Origin of the sequence: Gordonibacter pamelaeae (assembly GCF_003340385.1) — a bacterium.
Lineage (GTDB): Bacteria > Actinomycetota > Coriobacteriia > Coriobacteriales > Eggerthellaceae > Gordonibacter > Gordonibacter pamelaeae.
In genome coordinates, this window is the sequence record NZ_PPTS01000008.1 from 1 (window position 1) to 24,655 (window position 24,655).

The window sequence follows — 24,655 nt, forward strand, 5'->3', positions numbered from 1 at the left end:
CCACCTCGGCGAGCCCGGCGGCGGACAGGCCCGCCAGCGCCTTGGTGACGCTCGCCTTGGAGTAGCCCAGCAGGCACGCTATGTCCACGTTGCGGCAGGAGCCGCGCTCGGAGCGGATGCGCAGGATCGCCTCCAGGTAGTCCTCCGATGATTCCGTGGAGCGCTTCCTCGACCGGTTCATCGGCATCGACTTCCTCCCTTCCTTCCGCCACAGAGGTCGCAGCGGAGCATCGCTTCTCCGTCCGTCAGAATCCGAAACGCCACCCTTCCGCCTCGCTTCTAATTTCGACGAACTTCCGGTACGTTCCCTCCTCGGCAAGAAGCTGCTCGTGTGTGCCGCGCTGCACCACGGTCCCGCCTTCGACCACGAGAATCTGATCGGCGTTCTCGATGGTCGCGAGGCGATGGGCGATCACCACGACGGTCTTTCCCCGCGTGAGTTCGGAGATGGCGGATTGGATGAGCGCCTCGTTCTCAGGGTCGACACTCGCGGTCGCCTCGTCGAGGATGACGATGGGCGCGTCCTTGAGGAGCGCTCGTGCGATGGATATGCGCTGTTTCTGTCCGCCTGAAAGCGCGCTGCCGCCTTCGCCGACGAGTGTCCGGTACCCCTCCGGAAGCCCTTCGACGAACTCGTCTGCCTGTGCGCGCTTCGCGGCGTCGATGACCTCGGCGAAGGTTGCGTTGGGCCTGCCGAAGCGTATGTTGTTCTCCACAGTGTCGTTGAACAGGTAGACGCTCTGGAACACCGCGGAGAAGTTCGAGAGCAGGCTGTCGCACGTGAAGTCCTTCACGTTCCTGCCGCCGACGCGGACTTCCCCCGAATCGGCGTCCCAGAAGCGCATCATGAGGTTGGCGATCGTCGTCTTGCCCGACCCGGAAGGGCCGACGATAGCGCACGTCGTGCCCTCGGGGATGGAGAAGCTCACGTCGTGAAGCGTCTGCCCGCTGCCGTCCCGCGCATACGAGAACCCGAGGTTCTCGAACTCGATGTCGTGGCCGTCGAGCGGGATGTCGCGTCCGCCCTCGTCGATGAACTCCGCCCCCTCCAGCTCCTCGAGCCGATCGAGGATGTCTCCCAGGTCCCCGAGCATGTGCGCCGAGTCGTTGACGCGCTCGACGCCCGAGAAGACGGTGAACGAGAAGGCGCACAGCGCCAGGAAGACCCACAGCGGCATGGCCCCGCGCGCGAAGGGCCACGCGGCGCACGCCACCACCCCGACGCTCGCGAGCTTGAAAGCGACGAGGTGCACGACGTTGCGCGGGGTGAAGGCGAGCTCGATGGCTATGCGGGCGTCCTTCAGCCGCTGGATTGTCGCGCGGATGGGCCGCTCCGCCGCGCCGCCGTGCCCGTAGGATTTCGCCGTCCCCAGCCCGCGGACGTATTCCACAATGTCGCTCGTGAGGTCCTCGGTCGCCTTGTGCGCAGCGGGCGTGAGCCTTTGCGAGGCGCGGTTGACGGACGCGAGCGCAAGGCAGGACACGGCGGTGCCCGCCACGGCGGCGAGCGCCGCCGGTGGAGACAGGACGAAGAGGAACCAGACGATAGCGGCGAGGTTCACGTAGCCGTTGATCACCGCGTCGACCATCTTCATCCCCTGCAGCTCGAGCACGCCGAGCTCCGTCGTCGCCGTCGCCAGGATGTCGCCGGTCTTGTTCTGGGCGAAGTACCCGAGCGGGACGCGCTTGAGCACGTTGCCGAGGTCGATCCGCTCCTGGGCGGCGACCTCGTAGCCGATGGACTCCTGCAGGCGGTTCTTGCCGTACGAGAACGCGAACCGCGCGAGGACGCAGCCGACCATCGCCAGAAGCGAGAGCCAGACCCACGAAGGGTCGAGCTGCGAGACACCGCGCGCGTCGTCGGCGACCTGCGCGAGGAGCCACGCGGCGAGCACGACGGGAGCCGCGACCGCCCATGTCATGAAGAACGAGCACACGCACCCCCAGAACAGCCGCGCTCGATACGGCCCGGCCCAGCGAACGATGCGGACAAGGTTCCTGATCATCGCCTGCCTCCTTCCGTCTTCGACACCGCATGCCTCGCTTCCGCCGTCTCCGGTCCTGCCGGCTTAGACCCTGCCGCCCAGTCGTGCGCGCCGACGTGGGCAGCCCACATCCTCGTGTACAAGGGGCAGCTTGCGAGCAGGCTCTCGTGCGTGCCCGTCGCCGCGATCCTCCCGTCGTCGACGACCGCTATCTGGTCGGCGCCCGTGACGGTCGAGAGCCGGTGGGCGATGACGACGAGGGTCTTTCCCTCCGAAAGGCGCGCAATGGATCGCTGGATCTTGTCCTCGCTCTCGGGGTCGGTGAAGGCGGTCGCCTCGTCCAGGACGATGACGGGCGCGTCCTTGAGGATTGCGCGGGCGATCGAGATGCGCTGGCGCTCGCCGCCCGAGAGCGCGCTGCCGGCCTCCCCGACAGGGGTATCGTAGCCGCGGGGAAGGCGCTGCACGAACTCGTCGCAGCACGCGGCGGCAGCGGCGAAGGCGACCTCCCCGTCGCTCGCCCCCGGCCTGCCGAGGCGGATGTTCTCCCTGATGGACACGTCGAAAAGGTAGTTGTCCTGCGCGACGAAGCTCACGAGCCCCGAGAGCTGGTCGAGCGGCATGTCCCGCACGTCGGCGCCGCCAATCTTGACCGACCCCGCGTCGGCGTCCCAATGCCGCGCGATGAGGCGCGCGAGGGTCGACTTGCCCGACCCGGACGGCCCGACGAGCGCGGTGAAAGATCCCTGCGGCACCGAAAGTGAGACGTCGTGGATGACCTCCTCGCCCGCATCGTAGGAGAAGCACACGCCGTCGAGCTCGACCGCGGATCCTTCGACGAGAGCGCTGCGCGCGGTCTCGGGAAGCTCGGGCAGGCCGAGGAACTCAGCGGCGTCCGCCACCGCGTACTCCATCGACTTCACGTCGTTCACGAACGCGGTGAACCGCATGATGGGGTCGACGATGGCGAGCGCGAGGATGACGCACATGGCGAAGTCCGCCGGCGCCAAGCTCCCGCCGAGGTAAAGGGCGATTCCCGCGGGCAGCACGCCGAGCAATGTCGTCGGCATGATGGACGACATGAGGTTCATGGTGACCCAGGTCGAGCGGAACCACTGCATGGTGAAGTCCTTGAACGCGCGCACGGCGCCCGCGTATTTCTCGTAGGAGTCGCTCGCCTGGTTGAACGCCTTCACCACCTGGATGCCCTCGATGTACTCGACGATCACGCTGTTCACGTGGCTGCTCTCCGCCATGTAGGCAGCGTACTTCGCGTTGAACCCCTTGAGGCTCGAGGCGAACACCAAAAGCCCTACCGGCACGCTCGCGAGGCACGCCAAGGCGACCCTCCAGTCGATGGCGACAAGCCATACTGCCAGCCCCGCCGCGAGCACGAGCGAGCCGCCGAGCTCGGGGATCATGTGGGCCAAGGGCGGCTCGATGTTCTCGATCCGGTCGACGAAGACGCTTTTCACGCTGCCGATGCTCTTCCCCTGGACGGTGCCGAGGGACGCCTTCATGAGCTTGCGCACGAAGTCCTCGCGCAAAGATGCCAGGATCGTGTACGCGGAGACGTGGGAGAGCAGGGTCGACGCGCCGAACAGGAGCTTGCTCGCGACGTAGGCCGCTGCTGCGAGGACGAGCCAGAAGGTCGACCCCTCCCAGGAAAGCGTCCCGTCGATTGCCATCGCCATCAGACGGTAGACGCAGTAGAACGGGACGAACCCCACGCCGACGCTCGCCACCGACGCGATGAACGAGAGCGCCATCTTCCCCCGGCACCGCCGAGCGTACCCGAAGAGGGTCCCGATCCACGACCTCCCTCCCGTGCCGTTTCGGGGCGTTTCCTCTTTCGCCATGGCATCACGTCCTTCCCAAGCAAGGCGGACCGACGTCATCCGCCGTCAGCCCGCATTTGTTAGCTTGGGCTTATTATCCGAGGAGGGCCTGCGCCTCTCAGCCCCGTTCGGCCGCGGCTGTCCCATTCGGACGAAAACCGGGCTCTCGGACGAGGTGGCGATACCTGCTCGGAGTGGCTCCCATTGACGACTTGAATGCGACCGAGAACTTCGAGGGGCTGTCGTATCCCACGAGCGCGCCGACCGCCGCCACGGGCATGTCGGTCTCCGCGAGCATCTTCGCCGCCTGTCCCATCCTCACGCCGCGCACGTAGGCGGCCGGCGAGGTCCCGTAGACCCCTTTGAAGCACTCCTTGAACGAGGTGAGCGACATGCCCGCCCGGCGCGCCGCCTCCTCGACCGTCATGCAGGAGGAGAGGTCGGAGACCATGAGCTCGCGCGCCTTCTTCACGCGCGCGACCCGCGAGCGCGGGTAGTAGGCGACGTCCGCGCCCTCGAGCCCGGGGTCGATCGAGTCGAGGAGCAGCAGCGTCTCGAGCGCCTTGATCTGGCAGTACGCCCTTCGCGCGTGGACGGGCGACTCGTAGAGTTCCTCGGCGATGTGGCGCATGCGGGCGCAGTCGCGGACGATGAACGGCCGGCCGTCGCGGCAGAAGCGGCGCTTGAGCTCGCGGAGGTCGACGGAGAACCCTGGCAGCGCCCTCCGGATGGAGGCGGGAGCGCAAGAGAGGTCGAACGAGATCGTGATACCGCGGTAGCGCGACGTCGGGAACGCGAAGCTGCCAGAATGGCGCGTTCGGTCGTCCACCTTGAGGTCTCCCGCGGAGACGTAGGCGTACGAGCCGTCCGGCATGGGCTGCTCGATCCTGCCGTCACGGCACCAGTCGACGCACAGAACGTCGCTCGCCGTCGAGAACGTGGAGAGGTAGCCGTCCATCCCGAAGTCGTTGAACGAGACCGACACGCCCGGAAGGACCTCCACCAGACGCATCTCCCCGAACCCCGATTCGTTGCCGAAAGAGAGCGTCCCCGACTTTTCGCCCCTCATCGACGAGAGGGTTTCGGCCAGGTCGGGCGGGGCGGCGCTTCCCTCGGCGAAGGGGAAGGCGCCGCCGTCGCCGGCGAAAATGCTCTCCGCCGTCCTAGCCATGCGCACCGCCGTTGCCTCCCTGGGCGCATGCGAGCTCGAGCACGTCGTCGCAGCAACGGTTGAGGAACTCCAGATCGTGCGTGACGAGGACGATGCAGGCGCCGTCGTCGGCGAGGCGCCTGACGAGGCGGGCGACCTCCACCATGCGGTCGAAGTCCAGGCCGCTCGTCGGCTCGTCGAGCAGGAGCAGGCGCCGGTCGGAGAGCAGCGCGCACGCGATGGAAAGGCGCTGCTTCTGACCGCCGGAAAGCGCCATGGGATGCACGTCCTCGAGCCCGGAGAGGTCGAGGGTGCCCAAAAGCTCCCGGACGCGCGAGGCGGCCTCCCCGTCGTCGCGCCCGCCTATCGCCAGCGCGCACTCGTTCCAGACACTGTCGCTGAACAGCTGGTGGTTCACGTCCTGCATCACGAGGGCGGCGGTCCGCCGGCACTGCTTGCGGGCAAGCGGCGTGCCGTCGAAGGAGACCTCGCCCAGGCTCCCCCGCTCGAGCCCCGCTATCCCCCGCAGGAAGGTCGACTTCCCGGCACCGTTCTCCCCGAGGACCCCGAGCACGCGCCCGCGCGGGACCGCGGCGTCGACAGGGGCGAAGACGGGCATCCCCTTGCGGGCGACCGTGAACGAGGAGAGGACGAGGCCCGAACCCGCCTTGGCCCGATCGCCTGCGGCATGCCCGCTCCGTCCGGCAGCCCTGCCTGCCGCCGCCCCAACCTCAACCTTGAGCGCCTCGGCGGGGTCCACGGCGCGCAGGCCGAGAATCTCCCGCTCCTTATCGCTTAAAGCGAAGAGCTCCTCCGGCGAGAACTCCCGCACGATGCGCCCGCCTTCGATGAGCACCGCGCGATCGGCAAGGTCCGCGGCGAAGTAGAGCCGGTGCTCCGCGATGACGACGCTCTTGCCGGCGGCGAGCACGGCGGCGATCTCGTCGTGGAGTGCGCGCACCGAGGAGGCGTCGAGGTTCGCGGTCGGCTCGTCGAGGACGAGCACGTCGGGCTGTGCCACGTCGACGGACGCGAACACGAGGCTCTGCTTCTCGCCGCCGCTCATCGTGCTCACGTCGCGGCCGACCAGGCGCTGCGCCCCGAGCGCCTCCACCGTCTCCTCGATGCGACGCTCGATCTCGTCGACGGGAACGCCTCGCGTCTCGAGCCCGAAGGCGAGCTCGTCGTTGGACGTCAGGCAGAAAAACTGGCTCTTCGGGTTCTGGAACACGCTGCCCACGTGCTCGGCGAGCTCGTACATCTCGCATGCGGAGGGGTCGAGGCCGCAGACGCGCACCTGCCCCTCGAGCTCGATCCCCGACTCGAAGGAGGGGATGAGCCCGTTGATGCATTTCGTGACGGTAGTCTTGCCCGACCCGGACCTCCCGATGATCAGGACGCACTCCCCGCGCCGGACGTCGAGGTCAATGCCGTCGAGGATGCGCTTGCCGGAGGCTGTCGTGCAGCCGACCCCGGAAAGCGACACCACCGTTTCCCGTTCCTTCCCGCGCCTCATGCGGAGCCTCCGAACAAGGCGACCGCGGCCACGGCGAGCGCCGAGATCGCGAGCACCGCCCAGTCGGCGGCGCGCATCGAGAGGCGCTCGGTGTCGGTCGAAGGCGCGGGGTTCTCGATGCCGCGGCACGTCGCGGCGCGGGAGAGCTCGTCGGCGGTCGATGTGGCGGACATCACGAGCGGCACGACGAAGCACTCTGCCCTGCTGCCGGCGGGGATGGAGCGCAGCGACATGGCGTCCCTGATGTGCGCGGTCTCCTCTTTGAGCGTGGGGAAGTAGCGGAACGTCACCGTGAGCGGGATGAGCACCGACTGCGGGACCTTGAGCTTCGCGAGCGCGGCGCTGATCCGATGGACCGAGGAGTCCGAGACCAGGAGCGCGCCCGTCATGAGGCACAGGTAGATCTTCCGCGCGAACGTAAAGCTGATGGTGAACATGGTCGCCGCCGCCCCGCCGACATGAGGGAACACGACGTAGAGCACGCCCATGAGCGCGGCGTAGGCGGCAACGAAGCCGAGCGCCATCCTGACGTGGCCGCAAAGCGTCTGGAGCAGCCCGACGGCGACCACGAGGCAAAGCTCCGCGGTCACGCCCTTGCCCATGAAGGCGAGGGCGGATGCCGCGAGAAGGACGCCCATAAGCGTGCGCGGATCGAGCGCGAGCGCGCCCCTGCGAGGTCTGCCGCCCAGGATGGTCCCGCCCTGCGGGACGGGGCCGGCTGCGGTCATTCCTTCGCCTATCACGCCAGGCCTGCTTTCGTGAAGTGCTTCTTGAACATGCCGCGGGCGATGTAGGCGCCCACGAGTCCCGCCACGAACGTCGTGACAAACATGGCGACGAGCATCGCGGGGTTCGCCGCCGTCTCAAGGGCGGCCAGGTAGTCGGTGCCCATGCCCTGGGCGGCGATCTGCGCCACAAACGAGTCGTGGAATGCCCACAGCGGCAGGGGGCTTCCGCACATGCCGAACCCGAACACGGCGTACGCGAACGTGTTGCCGGCGAAACTGCGGTACTTCGTCGCCGCCCTGATGACCTCCGCCACCACGCACGCGCCGACCATCATCCCCAGGATAAGGGGCGTGAACATGCCGGTGATGAAGTAGACGAGGGAGGGGACCATACCCATGATGAGCACTGTGCCGGACTTGGGAACCTTCGCGCAGGCGAGCATGAACGGGATGCCCGCGAGAAGCGCGTCGAGCGCAGGCATGAACACCCAGAGGTACGGATGGAGTCCGGAGAGGAGCATGCAGACAAAGTTCACCACGAAGTACAGCGCGGTGAAGATACCAATCGTAATGAGGTCGCGGCCCTTCAGGGCGCGCGATTCCGTTGTCTTCTGCTCTGAGTTTCCCATTGTCACTCCTTTAGTTAGATTATGGTAACTTAACAGGGGCAGTATTAGGTACCGGCATCGCAAATCCTCGCCCGAATGGTCGCCAATGTTCCATATGGACATAAGATTTGCACGCGGGCACTCTTCTTTGACGTTCTCCAACTTCTCTCCAAGTACCTGAAACGGTGACAGCGGACCCCTGTTCCGGAACAAACCTCCCCACGCAGCGGCACGGGGCGTACGCTCCATGCGAAACGCGCGATCGGGGAGGTGCGAAGGCGAAACCTGGGACGGCGGCGCCGTAGCACGGCCGCCCTGCACCGCAAGGGTGCGCCGGGCCCTCAGCGCACCCTTGAACCCTCGCGCGGATGGTCCATCATCGGCGTGTACGCGCTTCGGAGAAAGGGGACGGGAATGATCGAACTGCACGGCGACCTCGGGGTGGACGAGGAGCGGCTGCGCGCCGCGGACCCCGACGGGCTCTACCTGTTCGCGCTCGAGCGGTATCCCTATATGATGACCTCCGCCCAGGTCGCGGAGTTCACCTGCGCCACCAGCCAGGAGGTGCGCCGCCTCCTCGCCCGCGGGGAGCTGAAGGGCTGCCGCGTGGGCAAGAAGTGGCTCGTGCCGAAGCTCGCCCTGCTGAACTACCTGTACAAGGGCGAGGGCCGCGAGGGCCTGCAGTCCGCCTGACGAACGGCACCCCCCATGCAGCTGCTCCACTGCGACAAGCCGTACAACCTCGACGAGGCGGCCGCGAGGCGCGGCACGCCGCGGCGAAAGCGCAAGGACTCGCGCACCACCGCCTACGAGCTCACCATCCGCATCCCCGAGGAGCACCGCCGCCACTTCGGCGGGAAGAAGAAGCTCACCCGCGTGGTGTTCGCACTCAACAAGAAGGTCGACCTCAAAGGACAGGTCCGCGCCTTCGAGGAGGAGAAGAACGCAATCCTCGACCTCGCGCTCGAGGCGCGGGGTGGCGGGTCGCTCGACTCCGCCGCCTGGGCGGCGATGCCCTTCGGGGAGTACGCGGAGAGGTACGTCGAGCGGCGGGCCGGGGTGATCTCCCCCGCGTCGACCGCCAACGAGAGGCGCTACCTGAAGTACGCCAAGGCGACGATAGGGTCGATCCCCCTGAAAGAGCTCGTCGCCGAGGACGTCGAGCGCTGCGTGCTCGCGGTGCCCCGCCTGTCCGAGGAGTGGGCGCTCGAGAAGAGGAGGCGCGAGGAGGAAAACAGGGAGAGGCTGCGGCAGGAGGGGAGGCTCAAAAGGAGGGCCCCCTTCTCGCCCGTGCGCGTCGCCGGGCCGGCGATGCAGTCCAAGGTGCTCAAGTTCGTGCGCGAGGTTCTCAACGACGCCGTCGACCGCGAGCACGTCGGGCGCAACGTCGCCAAGAAGCGCTTCCTCTCCAAGAGCTTCAGGAAGGGCAGACCCCTCATCGACCCGCTGATGGAGGACGAGGCGGGGATGTTCCTCGAGAAGGCGTCGTCCCTCCCCCTCGGCATGACCAAGGTGGCCGTGCTCGTTCTGTTCTCCACGGGCATGCGCCCGGAAGAGATGCTCGCCCTGCGCGTTGGGGCCTTCGTCCCCGCCGGGGAGGGGGGCGACGCGCAGGTGCGGATCGTTGCGGCCCAGCGCGCGGGGAGGATAGAGAACTACACCAAGTCCGACAGCTCGATGCGCACGGTCCCGCTCGACCGGTACACGGCGTCGGTCGTGGAAGCGTGGATCGAGGAGAAGAGGCGCTCGCTCGACGAGATGGGGCTCGTCCTCAGGAGCTCGACCCCTCTTCTGGGGGAGACAGGGAACCCTTGGAGCTACAACTCGTTCAAGAAGAGGTGGAACGCGTTCGTCCGGAAGGCGGGGTTCGCCGGCACGAGGCCCTACGCCTTGCGCCATACGTTCGCGACCATCAACCTCGCCCCGGGGGGGGGGGGGGGAGAACATAAAGACGGTTTCGGTGCTCCTCGGGCACGCCGACGCGTCCTACACGCTCGACCTGTACGTCGGGTTCATCCCGGCGACCACGAGGGGGCTCGCGAACCGCTACGTCGGCAGGCTCGTCCCGGGACTCGTGGACGGCGGGGGAAAGCATGGACTTAAGGAGGATTTCCGGTGACAAAGCTGCGCGATACGCTATACTGTCATTCGCTTGATTGCGGGCGTGGTTCAATGGTAGAACTTGAGCTTCCCAAGCTTACAACGCGGGTTCGATTCCCGTCGCCCGCTCCAGACCTGACCGGGCATCATCGCTTCTCGATGGTGCCCGTTTTGCATTTCAAAGGGGGTTAATTCTTCCAGTATTTTCCAGTATACTTTCCAGTATCTGGTAGTTGTAATATCTGTCATTCAAGAAAGGGGCAGGTCAGAAGGTATTTTCGAACCGCAGGACGGCTTGCAGGGCAAAAGCTTCCCAAGCTTGTATTCGCGGGTTCGAGTCCCGTCACCCGCTCCATCTAAACCACGATCCAAGCTTCGGCTTGGATTTTTCGTTTAAAGGCGAAAGGATGCGCTCATGACAGACGCAACGACGCCCAGGTTCGACACCTTCGTGTTCGACCTCGACGGCACGCTGCTCGACACGCTACCCGACCTTGTGGTGCTCACGAACGCCGTGCTGCGCGAGTGCGGCTTCCCCGAGCGCACGTCCGCCGAGGTCTTAAGCTACGTTGGCAACGGCGTGAAGGCGCTCATGTACCAGGCTGTTCCCCAGGATGCCGACGAGGAGGCTGTCGAGGCTGCCATGCGCCGTTGGAAGGAACTCTACCCGCAGTACGGGTATCGCCTGACCAAGGCCTACGAGGGCATTCCCGAGACGGTTGCCGAGCTCGAACGCCGAGGGGCACGGCTCGGCGTGCTGTCGAACAAGTTCGACGCAGGCGTCCAGGAGGTCGTCGGCGTTTACCTGCCCGGCCTGTTCGCGGTGGCGCACGGCGAGAGCGCCGACATCCCGCGCAAGCCCGACCCCACCGGGCTTCTGCGCACCATCGAGGAGCTGGGGTCGGTTCCCGAGCGTACCGTCTACGTGGGCGATTCGACGGGCGACGTGGCCGTAGCCCGCAATGCCGGCACCTACGCCGTAGGCGTCACCTGGGGTTATCACGAAGCCGAGCGGCTGCGTGCGGCGGCGGCCGATTTGGTGATCGACGACCCGCGTGCGCTGCTCGACTTGCTCGGGTAGCCGCCAACTGCAACAAACTGCCGGGAAGGACTGCCGTTATGGCTAGAAAATCGACCACCTTCGTCGTGGTGAGCTGGGCTCTCGTGGCGCTTTGCGCCGGCTTTATCTTCTTCATGTCGTCGAACACCGACACTGGCTTGAACGACGGCCTCGGGCTGTTCTCGCGCATCTTCCAAGACCTGAAAGCGCTGCAGGCGCAGCTGCTCGGGCCCGAGGTGGACGTGGTATCGTCGATCGCCCACTTCTGCGAGTACACGGTTCTCGGCGCGTTGCTGGCGAATGCCCTGCGCTGCCATATGCCCTTGCGCCGCGCCTGTCTCGTGGCAGTGGCCTGCGCCAGCCTGTACGGTGCGTCCGACGAGTTCCACCAGCTGTTCGTGCCGGGGCGCATGTGCGATCCGATGGACTGGCTCGTGGACACCGCCGGCGCTGCTCTCGGGTCGGGGTTGGCTTATCTCCAGCTTAGGCGGAAAGGGCGCGAAGGCAAAGAGCAGCCGGGGGAGGGGTCGCTTACGGAGGGGGAATGAAAGTCGGGGAATGGTCAGATGAGGCGCGCATGGCGCTTCGGTGCATTCTGCACCGGTGCTTCGCCCGGATCGGTGAGCAACTCTTGCGGCGTGGTCTCCAGCGCTTCGGCCAGACGGAGGATGACGGAGAGGCGCGAGTCGGCCGTGCCGTTCTCGATGCGGTTTAGGAAGGGTCGCCCCACGTCAACCATCAGGGCGAACTTCTGCTTCGTGATCTTCGCCTGCTTGCGGAGACGCGTGACGTTGCGCCCGAGGATGACGGAAGCCTCGTTTCTGCTGTCCAGCGCTGCATGAGATGCGCTCGCGGTCTGTCCGACGTTGTTCGCCATGTGGAAAAGCCTAGCCGCTCTTGCGCCTGATACCGTAACCGCCGGAATACGATTCGGGTAATTATTGGAAAAGGGACAGGGCATGGGTCGCTATGGACCGTTTGTCCCTATAGCATGCCATTTTTATGGCGCTTCGCCCATCGATGATAGAATGTAAAAGTATATTGTGCGGTTGTGCATACGACCTCGAACGATAGGGTTGAAACACCCTCGAGGCCGGTGCCGGAGGAAACGCGGTGCCGCGCATGCCCGCCGGCTCTGCGTTCCGCTTGCAAGCGGTTGAGCCAAGGCTGTTGAGGAGAAGTACATGGCGTCACGAAACTCTCGCACCAACCGACCGGCTGCCCGTTCCTCGCGTGCACCGCAGTCGGCACGTGCCGTGCGTTCGGCAAAGGCGGCCCAGTCGGGCCGTATCGCCTCCCGTGGGACCGCCGAGCAGTTCTCCCGCGACCGGGGCCCGCAGCAGGCCAGTCCTTCCGCCTACCGCTCGGCCTACACGCCCGGCAGCCAAGGTCGCAGCGCCAATACCGCCTATTCCCGCCAATCGGCTGCAAGCCAGTACTCACGCAACAACCCCCAGTACTCCCGCAACGCAAACCGCCGCATGAGCCGCGGCAAGAAGGTGGCCATCGGCGTTCTGGCCGCCGTCCTCGTGGCCGTCGTGGGCTGCGGCACCGCGTTCGCCCTGTACGTGAACTCCATCAACAGCGAACTGATCGGGGATATGACCTCCGAGGAGATGCAGGCCATCCAAGACGTGCTCGCCCCGAAGAAGAGCTTCGACGAACCGTTCTACATGATGCTCGTGGGATCCGACGAGCGCGCCGGAAGCGACGAAGCCGGCGCACGCTCCGACACGAACATCGTCGTGTACGTCGATCCTACAAGAAACCAGGCCAGCATCGTGTCCATTCCGCGCGACACCATGATCGACATCGACAATGTGGGCATTTCGAAGTTCAACGCCGCCTACAACTACGGCGGCGTGTCGTCCACTATTCGCGAGGCCAGCCAGCTGCTCGGGGTGGATATCTCGCACTATGCCGAGGTGAACTTCGAGAACATGGTGCAATTGGTCGACGCGGTGGGAGGCGTGGACGTGGAGGTGACGGAGCGCATCGACGACACCGACGCCGACAACACCACGGACAACCCGAACGGCAAGCGCATCATCATCGAGGAGGGCTTGCAGCACCTCGACGGCGAGCAGGCACTCGTGTTCGCGCGCAGCCGCGCCTTCGTCGATGGTGACTTCACGCGCACGGCCAACCAGCGCAAGCTCATCATGGCGCTGGTGAACAAAGTGCTCGACATGCCCGTCACCGAGCTTCCCGGCGTTATCCAGGGTGCGGCGAAGTGCGTGACCACGGACCTGTCCGTCACCGACATCGTGGCCCTGGCCGAGCAGTTCAAGGGCAAGGGCGACCTGACGGTGTATTCGGCCATGGCTCCCACCGTGTTCATGGATCAGCTGGTAAACGGCCAGTCGTTCGTGCTGAACGATCCCACCGCCACGAAGCAGATGATGAAGACGATCGAGGAGGGCGGCGACCCGAGCACTATCGTGGGCGTCAGCGGTGTGGGACCCGGAGGCTACACGAGCGGATCGGGCTATTACAGCGAAGGGTCCTATGATGACTACTCCGACACGGGATACGCTGCCTAGCGTGTACGCCGGTATCGTGCGAAAAAGTCTTCTTGGGCGCCCGCTTCCTCTTCAGAGATGCGGGCGCTGTCGCGTAACGGAACGCATGCACTTGCATGGCAACCTTGTATTTTGCCCTGGCCGGGAGCATACTATCGAATTCGGGGGCACCCCTTGGACATGCGCGTCCGCGCGAGAGCAAGGAAAACTGACCTGATGGCCGAGCCAACCGATACCAAATATGAAAACCGGCCGCTCCGCTGGCGCTGGTTCGGCTCCCCACGCACTGTCGCCGTTCTCGCTGCATCCATCCTCGTCGTGGGAGCGATCATCTACGGCGTGTTCATCGCATACTCGGTTTCGTTGGGCGAGGAGTTCAACAAGATGTCGGCCGAGGGAATGAACGACTTCACGGCGGCGCAGAAAATCGAGTCGGAATCATCCATCGGCGAGATTCGCAACACCGTGCTCACCATTCGGACGTTGGCAGAATCGCCCGATATCGACCCCGAAGGCGAGGTGTTCACTGATTTTCTGGACTCGTGGAACGAGCGATCGTCCTTCGGGGTGACCTACGTTTCCATCGCCACGCTCGAAGAGGGCGTTGACGATTCGAATCGAAAGGAAAGCGATCGCGAGATCTTGAGAAGGCTCAAAGCCGGCGAGAGCGTCGTGTCGGACGTGCGCAAGTCCAACCGGCTGGACGGCTACTTCTACAGCATCGCCGAACCGGTGGTGAAGGACAACATGGTTGTGGGCGTGCTTCGCAGCATCGTGGATGCGCACACCCTCATCGATACCACCCAGATCAAGTCGTCGGTGACGCTGCTGGGTTCCGTGCTCATGAAGGGCGACGGCACCATTATCGTCGACTCCGAGAAGTCGGAGCTCTACGATGGCTCCAACCTGTACGACGTGCTGCGCAGCCAAGGGTATGCGGACGCGATCGTAAACAAGATGCAGGAGAACGTAGAGAACGACAGCGACGTTGCCACCCTGGCCATCGGAAAGCGCAACGGCAAGACGACGTTCTTCACCTCGGTGCGCCTCAACGAGAACGATTGGACTATCGTGAACTTCACCGAGGAGAACACGATAGCCGAGCATTCCCAGGTCATTCTTCACGACACCGTGGTGGCGGGAACGGTTCTCGTCGTTATCAGCACCATCGCCTGCATTGTGGTCGCCCTGGTTATCGGCAGGTTTCGCCGTCGTGCCCTGCGCGAGGCCGATCGGTATGCCGTGCTTGCGGAGTTCTCGGACACCGTGCTGTTCGAGTATTCGTATAGCGATGACGTTTTGGAGTTGACACCGAACGCGCGCAGCGTGTTCTCGCTCGACAGCCTGCGACGCGAGCACTACTTGGAGCGCGGTATCCCGCTCATCGATTTCCACGAAGAGGACGTTTCGCTGGTTGGGGAGATTCTCGAGAACCCTGCACCGTCGGGCGAGGCGCGGCACGCTATCGTCCGCGCGCGCACGCTGACCGGCGAGTACCGTTGGTTCTCCATCAAGTGCCGATACCTGTACGAAGGGCAGGAGCCCTACGCCGCGGTGGGGAAGATGGTCGACATAACGCAGCAGCGCGCCTTGGAGGAGCAGCTGGTGCGGCAGTCGCAGATAGATGGTTTGACGAAGGCGCTCAACAAGGTCACGGTCGAAGAGAAGATAGCCGCATCGCTTGCCGCACACGATCGCGGCCTGCTGTTCATGATAGACGTGGACGACTTCAAGCAGATCAACGACAGCAACGGGCGCCTTGTGGGCGACCAGGTGCTCGCTGCCATCGCCCGTGCGCTGTTCGACGTGTTCCGTTGCGACGATCCGGTCGGGCGCGTCGGCGGGGACGAGTTCGTGGCGTTCGCGCGCGGTGCCGACGAAGCTGACGTGGTTGACGCCAAGCGGCGCGCACTGCGCGATCGCACCGAGTTCATCACGAAGGACTTGGGCGTATCGGTTTCCCTCAGTATAGGAGTGGCGCGCTACCCGCACGATGGAAAGACCTATCAGGAGCTGTTCGATGCTGCCGATCGTGCGATGTATCGGGAAAAACAGGAACGCGACGGGGCATAGGGAACGGCCCCCCGGTTCGCTGCCGAACCGGGGGGCCGTGGGTGGTGCGCGTGGCGCGGAGGGCGCCGAATTCGCGGCTGCTCGGCCTGCTAAGCCGTGACTGCAGACGTGGCGTAGCCGTCAGGGTTCTGCGACTGCCAGCGCCAGCTGTCGGCGCACATGCGGTCGAGGTCGTACTCGGCCGTCCAGCCCAGCTCCTCGCGCGCCTTGTCGCAGGCGGCGTAGTTCTCGGCGATGTCGCCTGCACGCCGCGGCTTCACCTCGTAGGGCAGCTCCTTGCCGCAGGCACGCTCGAACGCATGCACCACGTCAAGCACGCTCGAGCCCGTGCCGGTTCCCAGGTTGAAGATGCCCACGCCGCGGCGGGTGCCGTCGCTGGCCGGTTCGCCGGCCAGCGTGCCCAGCGTGCTGGCCGCGCCCGTGCCCACCTTGCCGCCCATCCAGTCGAGGGCCGCCACGTGCCCGCGCGCGAGGTCGACCACGTGGATGTAGTCGCGCACGCCCGTGCCATCCGGCGTGGGGTAGTCGTCGCCGAACACGCCCACGCGCTCCAACTTGCCCACGGCCACCTGCGCCACGTAGGGCAGCAGGTTGTTCGGGATACCCTTCGGATCTTCGCCGATGAGCCCGCTCTCGTGCGCGCCGATGGGGTTGAAATAGCGCAGCAGCACGACATTCCATTCGCCGTCGCCTACGTACAGGTCGGTGAGCACCTGTTCCAGCATGCTTTTCGTCTGGCCATAGGGGTTCGTGGCCTCGTGCTTTGGGCAATCCTCGGTGATGGGGATGAACTCGGGCTCGCCGTACACCGTGGCGCTCGACGAGAACACGAGGTTCTTGCATCCGGCCGCACGCGCCGCCTCGCACAGCACGAGGGTGCCCGCCACGTTGTTCCAGTAGTACTCGAGCGGCTTCTGAACGCTCTCGCCCACGGCCTTGAAGCCGGCGAAGTGGATGATGGCATCGATGTCGTTCTCGGCGAACACGCGGTCGAGCGCTTCGCGGTCGAGGATGCTGGCCTCGTAGAACGCCAGTCGATCATCGCCGACGCCGGTGATGGCCCGCACGCGGTCGAGCGCAACCTCGCTCGAGTTGCTCAGGTCGTCCAGCACGACCACGCGGTATCCCCGGTTCAACAGCTCGACGCACGTGTGGCTGCCGATGAACCCGGCACCTCCTGTGACCAGCACGCAGGTATCCGAGGGTCCCTTAGCAAGGCTTCTGTTCGCCATGGCATTCTCGCTTTCGTTTCCGGCGGCCGCCGTGCCGCGCACAAGCTTTTCTCTTGCGGCTATTGTACCGGCGATGGCGTGCTGCCGGGCGATTTCGTCGAAAGCAACATGAGTGGCAGGCAGGGAGAGGCAAGGGGCTGACTCTGCGGCATTCATTAATTTATACAAGAACAAAGATATTCTTGACAAAGTATAATAAGTTCGATAGTATAATCGGCGAGCAAGAGAAAAACTCCTCCACTCTTCTCTCTCCACTCGTCCAGATCGAGGCCGCTCCCCCCGCGGCCTCGATCTGCGTTTTCCGTTCTGTGCTCACGGGCGGAATCCCTCCCTTGGCTTGCACGCCTTCCCCGTCTCCCCATCCTGCCAGCGTTCAATTTTTTAATCGTCTTTCGGCTCAGTGCGACCTGCTCCGTCGCTGTTCGGCGCGCATCTTCCGGCCGATGTTTCACGTGAAACAATGCCCGAAGAACGGGATTCTATTTTGCCGTAATCCTTTTAGCGAGTGTTCCCTCTTCGCGCGTATCGAAAATTAAGCGACGACAAATCGTGCCGAAAGCGAGACAACGAAAAATCGAGGTTAAGAACGAGGTGGTGAAAACGAGGGAGGGGTATGAGGCCGATGCTCGGCCAGCGAATGCCCGCGAACAGAGCAGGAAGCGCACAACGAAAAATTCATCAGCCGAAAAAGGATGAAAGACTCGCTTGCGGAAACTGTTGCTGAATTTTTCGCTGTTGCGTCGGTGATGATCCTGCATCGTTTTGGCGGGTCTTGGCGATGAGCCTTATAATGTGTGGAAATGCGGACGGGCGTGCGCCTTTCCGCAACCGAGGCTTCCCGTGTGGAAAGGACTACCTGTGGCAGACATACACTTCGGCACCGATGGATGGCGCGCCATCATCGGTGAGGATTTCACGGATGACAACCTGGTGCGCGTCGTGGACGCGGCCGCGCGCGTCTTCAAGGAGGACGCGGTGGCTGCCGGGCGTCCCGCCGACGCCCCCGGCACCCTCATCGTCGGGCACGACTGCCGCCAGGATGCGCATGCCTACGCCCGCCTTGCGGCCGAGGTTGCGGCGGCGCACGGTTTCCGCACGCTGCTCACGCAGGATTACTGCCCCACACCCACGCTCTGCTGGTCGGTGGCTCAAGACGCCGACGCCGTGGGCGGCATCATGCTCACCAGCAGCCACAACCCTGCCGAGTACCTGGGCGTGAAGCTGCGCATGGCCGACGGCGGCGCGGCGGGCAAGGAGTTCACCGACCGCGTGGAGGCCGTGTTGCCCGACGCTGCCACCGCCGAGCGCGGTGCCTGCGAGGAGGCCGACCTCATGACCGCCTACCTCGATGCTCTCAAGCGGCGCGTCGACGTGGGTGCCATCCGCAACGCGAACCTGCGCGTGGTGGTGGACCCGCTTTACGGCGCCGGTCGCCACTACCTGGCCGATCTGCTGCGCGACCTGGGCGTGGAGGTGTGCGAGATCAACAACGCCGAGGACCCGACCTTCGACGGCCTGCATCCCGAGCCCATTCCGCCCTGGGTCGACCGCTGCATTGCGAAGGTGCCCGAGCTGGGCTACGACGCCGGCTTCATCAACGATGGCGACGCCGACCGTATCGGCGCGGTGGACGAGCACGGCAACTTCGTGAACCCGCACCGTATCATCACGCTGCTCGTTTCGCACCTGGCCGAGGACAAGGGCCAGCACGGGCGCGTCGTGTCCACCATCACCGCATCGGCCATGCTCGCGCGCCAGTGCAAGCGCCTGGGCTTGGAGCTCACCAGCACGCCGGTTGGCTTCAAGTGGATCTACGCCGAGATGGAGAAGGGCGATGTTATGCTGGGCGGCGAAGAGTCCGGCGGCATCGGCATACCCACGCACGTCATGGAGCGCGACGGCCTGCTCATGGCTCTGCTTTTGGCCGAGACGATGGCGCAGCGCGGCATGAGCCTGGGCCAGTTGGTGGACGACATGTTCGAGAAGGTGGGCAAGCTGGAGTTCGAGCGCCGTGGCCTCTCTATCACGGAAGCGCAGATGGCGGGCTTCCGTGCGAACATCGTGCCCGGCTATGCGCCCGACGAGGTGTGCGGGAAGAAGGTCGTGGACGTTGACCGCCGTGACGGCGTGAAGTTCTACCTTGAAGGCGATGCTTGGGTCATGATGCGCCCCTCCGGAACCGAGCCGCTCGTGCGCGTGTACGCCGAGGCCGAGACGGTGGATGAGGTGCGCGCGTTGCTCGACGCGGCGGAGGCCGTGGTGAGGGCGTAGCTAGCGCTCGCCGAACCGCGGCAGCTTCTTCAGCAGCGCCCAGGCGGCCTGCTTGCTCTGCGCGTCGTCCAGCATATGCTCGAACGACTTGAATGCCACGGCGTCCCGCCCGAACAGGCGGCAGGCGCCATCGAGGGGAACTTCCTGGCGATAGGCGGCGCCGAGTGCCCGAGCGGCTTCGGCGTCCGCCGCCACAACGATCAGTGGATCCAATCCTTCCAGCAGCAGGAACAGCGCCTGGCCGTCGAGCGCGGCATCCCCGGCAGCACCATCGGCCCGTAGGACGACGTACGTGCAGCACGCACACCCGTACCCGAGCGCGGCGGCCGATTTCTCGAGCGCACTCCGCGCTGCGTCGCCGAGCCGGGCCGCGCTCGCCACGCATACGATGCCCGTCCGCGCGCCATCGAGGTAGGGCGCGAACAGATCCCATGTCTCTTCGAGCGTCACCTCATACATGTTACCATTTTCGGAATTTTTCACACTGTCCCTTGCGGTCGCCGGGCGTTCCACGTATAACGATCATGATAGCAAGAACCGACGGCAACGGCGAGGCACCCTTCCGCGCGCCCCGCGAACGACACAGGAGGCAGCCTTATGTGCACCAACGGAGTGAACACCGGACAGCTCGAGCAGATGATCGAGCAGGTTGACGACCATGTGAAGCTGGAGCGCCGCTGGGCGCACACGCTGGGGCATCTTGCGGGCGACGCCGGCTTCGCCACCGTGTCCGAGAAGATGCATGCCGCCCAGGCCTTGCTCGACGATGTGCGCGCGCTGCTCGGCGAGGCGAAAGACGCCCTCGAGGACGATGCCGCTGCAGCCAGCAACGTCACCGTCAACCTGGTTTAGGGCACGTCGATGAGCAACGATCTGATGCGGTTCTCGGTGGCCATGCCCGAGGACCTGCTCGTGCGCTTCGATAGGCTCGTTGCCCGCCGCGGATTGGCCAAGAACCGCAGCGAGGTCGTGCGCGACCTCGTGCGCGATGCGCTGGTGGAAGAGGAATGCGCCACGCCGGGCGCCGAGGTCATGGGAACGCTCACCATCGTGTTCGACCACCATGCCAGCGACCTGCAGGAGAAGCTGCACGCCATCCAGCATGAGTACTTCGAGTCCATCGTGTCTTCGATGCACGTGCACCTCGACGAGCACAATTGCCTGGAGGTCATCGTGCTGCGCGGCGAGACGGGGCTCGTGCAGGATATTGCGAACCTCATCTTGGGCACGAAGGGCGTGAAGAACGGGCGCCTCGTGGTCACGACCACGGGACAATATATATAGGTAGGGCGTTCCGACGGCCTGACAGCCATCGGAGCGGGTCGACGCTGCGGCTTCGCGTGATGCCCGATCTCATCCTTTGTTCGCTTGCCCTCTCGTGCAAAGCACGTCCGGCCGCGAAACAGGGGAGATCGCGGGCACCACGGGAACCCTCGCCGACTTTGCAGGACGTGCGGTGTTTCACGTGAAACATTCGTTCGCAACTATCGAAGGCAAGGAGCGTTATGGATACCACGGTCATGTTGGGGCACGGCAGCGGCGGGACGATGATGAAGCGCATCATCGACGATGTGTTCTTCGCTGCTTATGCGGGCGAAGAGCTGCTGCGCGGCGACGATGCCGCGGTGCTGCCCGCGCCGGCGCCGGGCGAACGGCTGGCGTTCTCCACGGACAGCTTCGTGGTGACGCCCCATTTCTTTCCCGGCGGCGACATCGGGCGGCTTGCCGTGTGCGGCACGGTGAACGATGTGGCCACAAGCGGCGCGACGCCCCGCTACCTGAGCGTGGGCTTCGTGCTGGAGGAGGGCTTCCCCATCGAGGACCTCAAGCGCATCTGCGCCTCCATGGCGGAGTGCGCTCGCGAGGCGGGCGTGGCGCTGGTGACGGGCGACACGAAGGTGGTCAACCGTGGCCATGGCGACGGCGTGTTCATCAACACGAGCGGCGTGGGAACGCTGGCGCCGGGCGTGGAGCTGGGCGGCGCGCAGTGTCGGCCCGGCGATAAGGTGCTGGTCACCGGCACGCTGGGCGACCACGGCATTACCATCATGAGCTGCCGCGAGTCCTTGAGCTTCTCGTCCGGCCTCGAAAGCGACGCCGCCCCGCTCAACCATCTCATCGCCGAGGTGCTGGCGGCGGCGCCGCATACGCGCTGCTTCCGCGACCCCACGCGCGGCGGCCTGGCCTCCACGCTGAACGAGCTGGCATCGCAGTCGGGCACCGACATCACCGTTGAGGAGGATGCCGTGCCAGTGAAGCCGGCCGTGCTGGGTGCGTGCGAGATGCTGGGGTACGACCCCTTGCAGGTGGCGAACGAAGGCAAGATGGTGTGCGTGGTGGCGCCCGACGAGGCCGATGCCGCGCTGGCCGCCATGCGCGCGAACCGCTATGGCGCGGATGCCGCGATCATCGGCGAAGTGGCCTCGGCGCAGCCCGAGCGCGGCCCCAAGGTGTTCCTACGCACGGCGTTCGGCGGCACGCGCATCCTCGACATGCTCGTGGGCGAGCAGCTGCCGCGCATCTGCTGACGTCGGGCGGGCGGATCGAGGTTCTGCAGAGGCCGTTCTGCGGTATGCGGAAGGGCGCTTCCGTGCGGAGAGCCCGTTGGCGTGCGTGCGCCGCTTCCGAGGCGAAAAGTTCCGCCTCTTTCGCGCGCCCCCTCGTCGTTGCCCGCACACACGCAAACGCGCAGCCTTCACGCTGCTCGCGCGCACGCCAAGCATCCATGAGAGAATTCGTACCGCACCCTGAAAAATCGCCGATTTTTCTTGCATTTGCATAGAACCATGGTATCTTGCGGGCAGTAAGTTTTTGGGGAAGTTGCCCGTGTGCTCGCGGGTATTTTGGACGAGAAGGAGAATGATATGTCTCACCCGGTTATCGATGCCGATGAGTGCATTGGCTGTGGCATCTGCGTCGACGCCTGCCCGCAGGAAGTGCTCGAGGTTGTTGGCGGCAAGGCTGACGTTGTGAACGAGGATGCCTGCATTGCGTGCGGCGACTGCGTCGAGGAATGCCCCATGGGCGCCATCCCGGAGGTCATCGAGGACTAACGCCCCGCAAAGCGATCCCCTGTATCGGATCACCCAGCCCCCGCATCTGTGGAAGCAGATGCGGGGGCTTTTGCTTTTTCGGGATATACCTGCAGAGGTGCTTGGTGCGTGCCTGAAAAAACGAAGCGAAGATTCCGTCTGCTGCGTATGCTGCTCAATAAAAGACGCACCCAGGCGCCCGCATAATTACGCACAGATGTTTCACGTGAAACATTGGCCGACGCCTGCCCTTTCCTTGCGCCACCGCCTCCGTCTCTCCATTGCCCGCACACATCGATCCTGCTGGGGCATCGCGCGGGAAACGAACGCATGCAGGGGCCGTAACGCTCTTGTCCCCGCCGTCTCAGCTCCTTCGGTATGAGTATAGTGTGCATTGTTACAAAACATCAACAGCAACCCATGACATAACTTGACAACTAAAGACTTAGATTATATAGTGCAAAACGTCGAAAGAAGATTGAGCGGCAAAGAGTACCCGCCGCCGCCCGATGTTCGGACGGCGAATGGGTGCGCGGCGGCGCACCTCTTTGCATAGAAAACGAACCTCAGAGCACGACCCGGCACGACCCAACAAGGTAACAACTCCAACAGAGAGGAACGATAATGGCTAAGATTCTCGGCATCGACCTGGGCACCACGAACTCCGCCATGGCGGTTATGGAGGGTTCGGAGCCCGAAATCCTCGTGAACGCGGAAGGCGACCGTACCACGCCGTCCGTCGAGGGCTTCCGCAAGGACGGCGAGCGCGTGGTCGGCAAGGCCGCGAAGAACCAGGCGGTCACCAACCCGGAGAACACCGTGTCCTCCGTGAAGCGCTTCATCGGCCGCTCCTATGACGAGACCCCCGAAGAGCGCAAGACCGTGAGCTACAAGCTGCAGAAGGGCAAGGACGGCCGCGCTGTCGTCGACATCGACGGCAAGGACTACACGCCGGAGGAGATCTCCGCCATGGTCCTGCAGAAGCTGAAGAACGATGCCGAGAAGCAGCTCGGCGGCCCGGTGACGCAGGCCGTCATCACGGTGCCCGCGTACTTCAACGACGCGCAGCGCCAGGCCACGAAGGACGCCGGCAAGATCGCCGGCCTCGAAGTGCTCCGCATCATCAACGAGCCCACGGCGGCGGCGCTGGCCTACGGCTTGGACAAGACGAACAAGGACGAGAAGATCCTCGTGTTCGACCTGGGCGGCGGCACGTTCGACGTGTCCATCCTGGAGCTGGGCGACGGCGTCTTCGAGGTTGCGGCCACCGCCGGCGACAACCACCTGGGCGGCGACGACTGGGATCAGCGCATCATCGACTGGATGGCCGACAAGTTCAAGGCCGAGAACGGCATCGACCTGCGCCAGGACAAGATGGCCCTGCAGCGCTTGAAGGAAGCCGCCGAGAAGGCCAAGATGGAGCTGTCCTCCACCACGCAGGCCAACATCAACCTGCCGTTCATCACGGCCGACGCCTCCGGCCCGAAGCACCTGGACTACACGCTGACGCGCGCCGAGTTCGAGCGCATCACGAAGGATCTGCTCGACCGCGTGAAGAAGCCCGTCGAGCAGGCGCTCAAGGACGCGGGCCTCAAGGCCGGCGACATCGACGAGGTCATCCTCGTGGGCGGCTCCACCCGCATGCCCGCCGTGCAGGACATCGTGAAGAAGCTCACCGGCAAGGAGCCGAACATGTCCGTGAACCCGGACGAGGTCGTGGCCATGGGCGCGGCCGTCCAGGGCGGCGTGCTGGCCGGCGATGTGGAGGGTATCCTGCTGCTCGACGTGACCCCGCTGTCGCTCGGCGTGGAGACCATGGGCGGCGTCATGACGAAGATGATCGACCGCAACACCACCATCCCCACCCGCAAGACGGAGATCTACTCCACGGCCGCCGACAACCAGACGTCCGTCGAGGTGCACGTGCTGCAGGGCGAGCGCCAGATGGCCCACGACAACAAGACGCTCGGCAAGTTCCAGCTCTCGGGCATTCCGGCCGCGCGCCGCGGCGTGCCGCAGATCGAGGTCACGTTCGACATCGACGCCAACGGCATCGTGAACGTGTCGGCGAAGGACCTGGGCACCGGCAAGCAGCAGCAGATCACCATCTCCGGCTCCACCGCCCTGAACGACGACGAGGTCGAGCGCATGGTGAAGGACGCCGAGCTGCATGCCGAGGAGGACAAGAAGCGCAAGGAAGAGGTCGAGGTCCGCAACAATTGCGACGCGCTGGTGAACGCCACCGAGCAGACGCTCGCCGAGGTGGGCGACAAGGCCCCGGCCGACGTGAAGTCCGCTGCCGAAGAGGCCATCAGCGAGGCCAAGAGCGCGCTCGAGGGCTCCGACCTCGACGCCATCAAGGCCGCGACCGAGAAGATGCAGCAGGCGGGCTACAAGCTGGCCGAGGTCGTGTACTCCACGCAGGGAGCGGACGCCGGTGCGCAGGCCGCTGCGGCCGAGTCCACGCCGGCTGACGACACCATCGAGGCCGACTACGAGGTCGTCGACGAGAACGACGGCAAGGAAGGGAAGTAACCGCC

The 24,655-nt window shown here is 64.9% G+C and carries 22 protein-coding genes and 1 tRNA gene; 13 read left to right on the plus strand and 10 right to left on the minus strand.

Annotated elements, in window-relative coordinates:
- The 7 genes from C1877_RS12315 to C1877_RS12345 form a co-directional block, all read right to left on the minus strand.
- On the minus strand, positions 1-181 hold a 181-nt coding region (locus C1877_RS12315), incomplete at its 3' end, for a helix-turn-helix domain-containing protein (RefSeq protein ID WP_473234653.1).
- A 64-nt stretch (positions 182-245) separates the two neighbouring features.
- The gene (locus tag C1877_RS12320; protein WP_015539338.1) at positions 246-2,006 is read right to left on the minus strand and encodes an ABC transporter ATP-binding protein; all 1,761 of its coding nucleotides are present in this window, start codon (positions 2,004-2,006) and stop codon (positions 246-248) included.
- Positions 2,003-3,844 (minus strand): ABC transporter ATP-binding protein, encoded by a 1,842-nt coding sequence (locus C1877_RS12325; RefSeq protein ID WP_244909855.1) that lies wholly within the window; start codon positions 3,842-3,844, stop codon positions 2,003-2,005. Before C1877_RS12325 ends, C1877_RS12320 begins: the two co-directional genes overlap by 4 nt.
- A 97-nt stretch (positions 3,845-3,941) precedes the next feature.
- Positions 3,942-4,994 (minus strand): helix-turn-helix domain-containing protein, encoded by a 1,053-nt coding sequence (locus tag C1877_RS12330; RefSeq protein ID WP_015539340.1) that lies wholly within the window; start codon positions 4,992-4,994, stop codon positions 3,942-3,944.
- Positions 4,987-6,489, minus strand: coding sequence for an ABC transporter ATP-binding protein (locus C1877_RS12335; RefSeq protein WP_015539341.1), 1,503 nt, complete (start codon positions 6,487-6,489; stop codon positions 4,987-4,989). The genes C1877_RS12330 and C1877_RS12335 overlap by 8 nt, the downstream gene beginning before the upstream one ends.
- Positions 6,486-7,232 (minus strand): energy-coupling factor transporter transmembrane component T, encoded by a 747-nt coding sequence (locus C1877_RS12340; protein WP_244909856.1) that lies wholly within the window; start codon positions 7,230-7,232, stop codon positions 6,486-6,488. Before C1877_RS12340 ends, C1877_RS12335 begins: the two co-directional genes overlap by 4 nt.
- Positions 7,229-7,846: an MptD family putative ECF transporter S component gene (locus C1877_RS12345; RefSeq protein ID WP_015539343.1), complete on the minus strand. Its 618-nt coding sequence runs from the start codon at positions 7,844-7,846 to the stop codon at positions 7,229-7,231. Before C1877_RS12345 ends, C1877_RS12340 begins: the two co-directional genes overlap by 4 nt.
- 393 nt (positions 7,847-8,239) lie before the next feature.
- Between C1877_RS12345 and C1877_RS12350 the strand changes: the two genes are divergently transcribed.
- The 5 genes from C1877_RS12350 to C1877_RS12370 all read left to right on the plus strand — a co-directional run bounded on the left by C1877_RS12350 (position 8,240) and on the right by C1877_RS12370 (position 11,533).
- On the plus strand, positions 8,240-8,518 hold the full coding sequence (locus C1877_RS12350) for a helix-turn-helix domain-containing protein (RefSeq protein WP_015539344.1): 279 nt from the start codon (positions 8,240-8,242) through the stop codon (positions 8,516-8,518).
- A gap of 15 nt (positions 8,519-8,533) precedes the next feature.
- On the plus strand, positions 8,534-9,928 hold the full coding sequence (locus C1877_RS12355) for a tyrosine-type recombinase/integrase (RefSeq protein ID WP_244909857.1): 1,395 nt from the start codon (positions 8,534-8,536) through the stop codon (positions 9,926-9,928).
- Positions 9,929-9,983: 55 nt separating this feature from the next.
- A tRNA-Gly gene (locus C1877_RS12360) sits at positions 9,984-10,057 on the plus strand.
- Positions 10,058-10,340: 283 nt separating this feature from the next.
- Positions 10,341-11,006 (plus strand): HAD family hydrolase, encoded by a 666-nt coding sequence (locus C1877_RS12365; protein WP_015539346.1) that lies wholly within the window; start codon positions 10,341-10,343, stop codon positions 11,004-11,006.
- Positions 11,007-11,044: 38 nt separating this feature from the next.
- A complete protein-coding gene (locus C1877_RS12370; protein ID WP_015539347.1) occupies positions 11,045-11,533 on the plus strand; it encodes a VanZ family protein in 489 nt (162 codons plus the stop codon).
- A 14-nt stretch (positions 11,534-11,547) separates the two neighbouring features.
- On the opposite strand, the gene C1877_RS12375 is transcribed toward C1877_RS12370, so the two are convergent.
- Entirely contained in the window at positions 11,548-11,862 is a 315-nt protein-coding gene (locus C1877_RS12375; protein ID WP_244909858.1) for a helix-turn-helix domain-containing protein, read from the minus strand.
- 379 nt (positions 11,863-12,241) lie between these two features.
- Here C1877_RS12375 and C1877_RS12380 point away from each other — a divergent pair, with 379 nt between their 5' ends.
- The gene (locus C1877_RS12380; protein ID WP_227154797.1) at positions 12,242-13,528 is read left to right on the plus strand and encodes an LCP family protein; all 1,287 of its coding nucleotides are present in this window, start codon (positions 12,242-12,244) and stop codon (positions 13,526-13,528) included.
- Between the two features lie 195 nt (positions 13,529-13,723).
- Positions 13,724-15,580 (plus strand): sensor domain-containing diguanylate cyclase, encoded by a 1,857-nt coding sequence (locus C1877_RS12385; protein WP_114569318.1) that lies wholly within the window; start codon positions 13,724-13,726, stop codon positions 15,578-15,580.
- 89 nt (positions 15,581-15,669) lie between these two features.
- Here the strand turns inward: C1877_RS12385 and galE are convergent, their stop codons facing one another.
- Positions 15,670-16,812, minus strand: a complete 1,143-nt coding sequence (galE, locus tag C1877_RS12390) for a UDP-glucose 4-epimerase GalE (protein ID WP_114569378.1) — start codon at positions 16,810-16,812, stop codon at positions 15,670-15,672.
- Positions 16,813-17,670: 858 nt separating this feature from the next.
- Here galE and C1877_RS12395 point away from each other — a divergent pair.
- A complete protein-coding gene (locus C1877_RS12395; RefSeq protein ID WP_041239188.1) occupies positions 17,671-19,083 on the plus strand; it encodes a phosphohexomutase domain-containing protein in 1,413 nt (470 codons plus the stop codon).
- On the opposite strand, the gene C1877_RS12400 is transcribed toward C1877_RS12395, so the two are convergent.
- Positions 19,084-19,542: a hypothetical protein gene (locus tag C1877_RS12400; RefSeq protein WP_015539351.1), complete on the minus strand. Its 459-nt coding sequence runs from the start codon at positions 19,540-19,542 to the stop codon at positions 19,084-19,086.
- 138 nt (positions 19,543-19,680) lie between these two features.
- Here C1877_RS12400 and C1877_RS12405 point away from each other — a divergent pair, with 138 nt between their 5' ends.
- From C1877_RS12405 to dnaK, 5 genes are all read left to right on the plus strand, one after another.
- Positions 19,681-19,935, plus strand: coding sequence for a hypothetical protein (locus C1877_RS12405; RefSeq protein WP_015539352.1), 255 nt, complete (start codon positions 19,681-19,683; stop codon positions 19,933-19,935).
- Between the two features lie 9 nt (positions 19,936-19,944).
- Entirely contained in the window at positions 19,945-20,367 is a 423-nt protein-coding gene (nikR, locus tag C1877_RS12410; RefSeq protein ID WP_015539353.1) for a nickel-responsive transcriptional regulator NikR, read from the plus strand.
- Between the two features lie 221 nt (positions 20,368-20,588).
- Entirely contained in the window at positions 20,589-21,611 is a 1,023-nt protein-coding gene (gene hypE / locus C1877_RS12415) for a hydrogenase expression/formation protein HypE (protein ID WP_015539354.1), read from the plus strand.
- 336 nt (positions 21,612-21,947) lie between these two features.
- The gene (locus C1877_RS12420) at positions 21,948-22,136 is read left to right on the plus strand and encodes an ATP-binding protein (protein ID WP_041239190.1); all 189 of its coding nucleotides are present in this window, start codon (positions 21,948-21,950) and stop codon (positions 22,134-22,136) included.
- A gap of 603 nt (positions 22,137-22,739) precedes the next feature.
- Complete coding sequence (dnaK, locus tag C1877_RS12425; protein WP_015539355.1) at positions 22,740-24,650, plus strand: molecular chaperone DnaK; 1,911 nt, start codon at positions 22,740-22,742, stop codon at positions 24,648-24,650.
- Positions 24,651-24,655 lie beyond the last annotated feature (5 nt).